Raw genomic sequence first — 2,491 nt, forward strand, 5'->3', positions numbered from 1 at the left:
ATGGGGTTTCCAAAACAGATGAGCTACAGAAAAGAAACCGTCAATTCTAACGGCTGAACCCTGCCTTGGGTAGATCTGTAGCCGCCAATAATCAATAAGATGACAATTATATTGTTGCCTGATTGTTGCCTGATTGCTGCTTGCGTTGTTTTTTGTGCTCCAAAGCTGCTCCAGATCATTTGTCAAACACCGCCCTGTTTCTTTAGAATCTTGCCATCGTAAATAAGGACTGGCACCAAATTGACCATGCAGATCACGGTAAATAACCAGCCAATGGCAGTGGAGCCCCCTCTCAGCATTGATGCCCTGTTACAGCAACTGAACCACCTTGAAAAAGGGGTGGCACTGGCGGTCAACAGGAAAATCATCAGCCGATCCCAGTGGGCATCTTATCTGCTCAGTGACGGGGATGACATTACGCTGATAAAGGCAACGGCAGGTGGCTAAGCCTGAACTGTTGATGTGAACAGACATAAACCAAAGTTCTTTAAATAACGTAAGGCTGGCATGCTGAAAATTGCGGATAAAACCTTTTCTTCACGACTGTTTACCGGAACCGGAAAGTTCAGTAACAGCCAATTGATGACCGATTCCATCATTGCCTCGGGCAGTGAGCTGGTCACCATGGCACTCAAGCGGGTTGACCTGAATGAGCAGCAGGATAATATCCTCGGGCCGCTTCTGGACCGGCAGCGGGATCACAACCTGAACCTGCTGCCAAACACCTCAGGGGCCCGCAATGCCGATGAAGCCATTTACGCTGCCCAGCTGGCCAGAGAAGCGCTGGGCACCCACTTCGTCAAAATCGAAATTCATCCAGACCCCAAATACCTCCTGCCAGACCCGATTGAAACCCTGAAAGCCTGCGAGGCATTAAGCGCCATGGGCTTTGCCGTCATGCCTTACATCCATGCCGATCCGGTGCTCTGCAAACGCCTTGAGGAAGTGGGAGTTGCTGCTGTCATGCCCCTCGGTTCACCCATTGGCAGCAACCTGGGCCTGAAGACCAAAGAGTTTATCCAGATAATTATTGAACAAAGCTCGGTACCGGTGGTGATTGATGCAGGTATAGGCAGTCCTTCCGACGCGACACTGGCCATGGAGATGGGGGCGGATGCCGTGCTGGTGAATTCTGCCATCGCCGTAGCCCGTGACCCGGTAGAGATGGCCATTGCCTTCAAGGATGCCGTCATTGCAGGACGCAGGGCTTACCTGGCAGGTCTTGGTGGGCGATCACTGCAGGCTCAGGCCAGCAGCCCCTTAACGGCCTTTCTGGACGACCTTTAGGTGAGGACGTGATGACTTTTCTTGACCGCTTTCATCAAATCCAGTGGGATGAGCTGAAAATCTCCATCCACAGCCAGACCGCTGCGGATGTCGAAAACGCCCTGCACAGTGCCAGACTGAATCATGAGCAGTTTCTGGCACTGATATCCCCGGCGGCAGAACCCTACCTGGAAGCCATGGCCCGGAAAAGCATGCAACTGACCCGGCAACGGTTCGGCAATACTCTGCAGCTCTATATTCCACTCTACCTCTCCAATAAGTGCACCAATATCTGCACGTACTGCGGGTTCAGTCTCGGTAACAAAATCCGCAGAAAAACACTGACGATGGACGAGCTGGACCGGGAAGTGGCAGCGATCAAAAAGATGGGATTCGATCACATCCTGCTGGTAACAGGAGAAGCCCCGGGAACGGTAGGTGTCAGCTACATCAAATCGGTGCTTGAGCGACTGCGGCCACACTTTTCCCATATCAGCATTGAGGTCCAGCCTCTGGAACTGGAAGATTATCAATCCCTGATGCAAGCAGGCCTTGATGCGGTTCTGGTTTACCAGGAAACCTATCATCGACTCGCCTATGAGCAATACCACCTCCGGGGCAGTAAAATGGATTTCAACTACCGCCTGGAAACCGCTGACCGGCTGGGACGGGCGGGCATTGACAAAATTGGTGTTGGCGCCTTGATTGGTCTGGAAGACTGGCGAACCGACTCTGCCATGGTGGCGGCTCATCTGGATTACCTGGAAAAGACCTACTGGCGAACCCGCTACTCAATTTCCTTCCCCCGGCTGCGCCCCTGTGAAGGTGAGTTTCAGCCAGTCTCCGTGATCTCTGACCGACAACTGGTTCAGCTGATCTGCGCTTACCGCCTGTTCAAGCCCGAAGCTGAGCTCTCCTTATCCACTCGGGAATCGGAAAAGTTCCGGGATAATGTCCTGCCCCTGGGCATCACCACCATGAGCGCTTACTCAAGCACACATCCCGGCGGGTATGCGGATGACAACATCCTGGGCAATGAAGACCTGGAACAGTTCGCTATTGATGACAACCGGCGCCCTGAAGCGGTAGCGGATGCCATTCGGGCCAAAGGGCTTGAACCGGTCTGGAAGGACTGGTCGCACTGCTTCAGTCATTAACAGAGTCCCTCTCGGAAGAGCTGGATTTCCTAAAAAATCTTTTAGAATTAATCGATTAGCATTATATA

At 52.6% G+C, this 2,491-nt stretch carries 4 protein-coding genes; 3 read left to right on the plus strand and 1 reads right to left on the minus strand.

Annotation, left to right across the window (positions count from 1 at the left end; translation table 11 throughout):
- Nucleotides 1-186 (minus strand): hypothetical protein (locus KDK13_RS04240; protein WP_257283684.1); only part of this gene is annotated, 186 nt, incomplete at its 3' end.
- A gap of 60 nt (nt 187-246) precedes the next feature.
- Here KDK13_RS04240 and thiS point away from each other — a divergent pair.
- The 3 genes from thiS to thiH are packed head-to-tail and all read left to right on the plus strand — an operon-like array spanning nt 247 to nt 2,423.
- Nucleotides 247-447: a sulfur carrier protein ThiS gene (thiS, locus tag KDK13_RS04245; protein ID WP_257283685.1), complete on the plus strand. Its 201-nt coding sequence runs from the start codon at nt 247-249 to the stop codon at nt 445-447.
- A 60-nt stretch (nt 448-507) separates the two neighbouring features.
- Nucleotides 508-1,287 carry a thiazole synthase gene (locus KDK13_RS04250; RefSeq protein WP_257283686.1) on the plus strand — a complete coding sequence of 260 codons (780 nt, stop codon included), beginning with the start codon at nt 508-510 and terminating at the stop codon, nt 1,285-1,287.
- Between the two features lie 11 nt (nt 1,288-1,298).
- The gene (gene thiH / locus KDK13_RS04255) at nt 1,299-2,423 is read left to right on the plus strand and encodes a 2-iminoacetate synthase ThiH (protein ID WP_257283688.1); all 1,125 of its coding nucleotides are present in this window, start codon (nt 1,299-1,301) and stop codon (nt 2,421-2,423) included.
- The last annotated feature ends 68 nt before the right edge of the window (nt 2,424-2,491 follow it).

The organism is Endozoicomonas sp. SESOKO1 (genome assembly GCF_024606265.1).
Taxonomy (GTDB): domain Bacteria; phylum Pseudomonadota; class Gammaproteobacteria; order Pseudomonadales; family Endozoicomonadaceae; genus Endozoicomonas.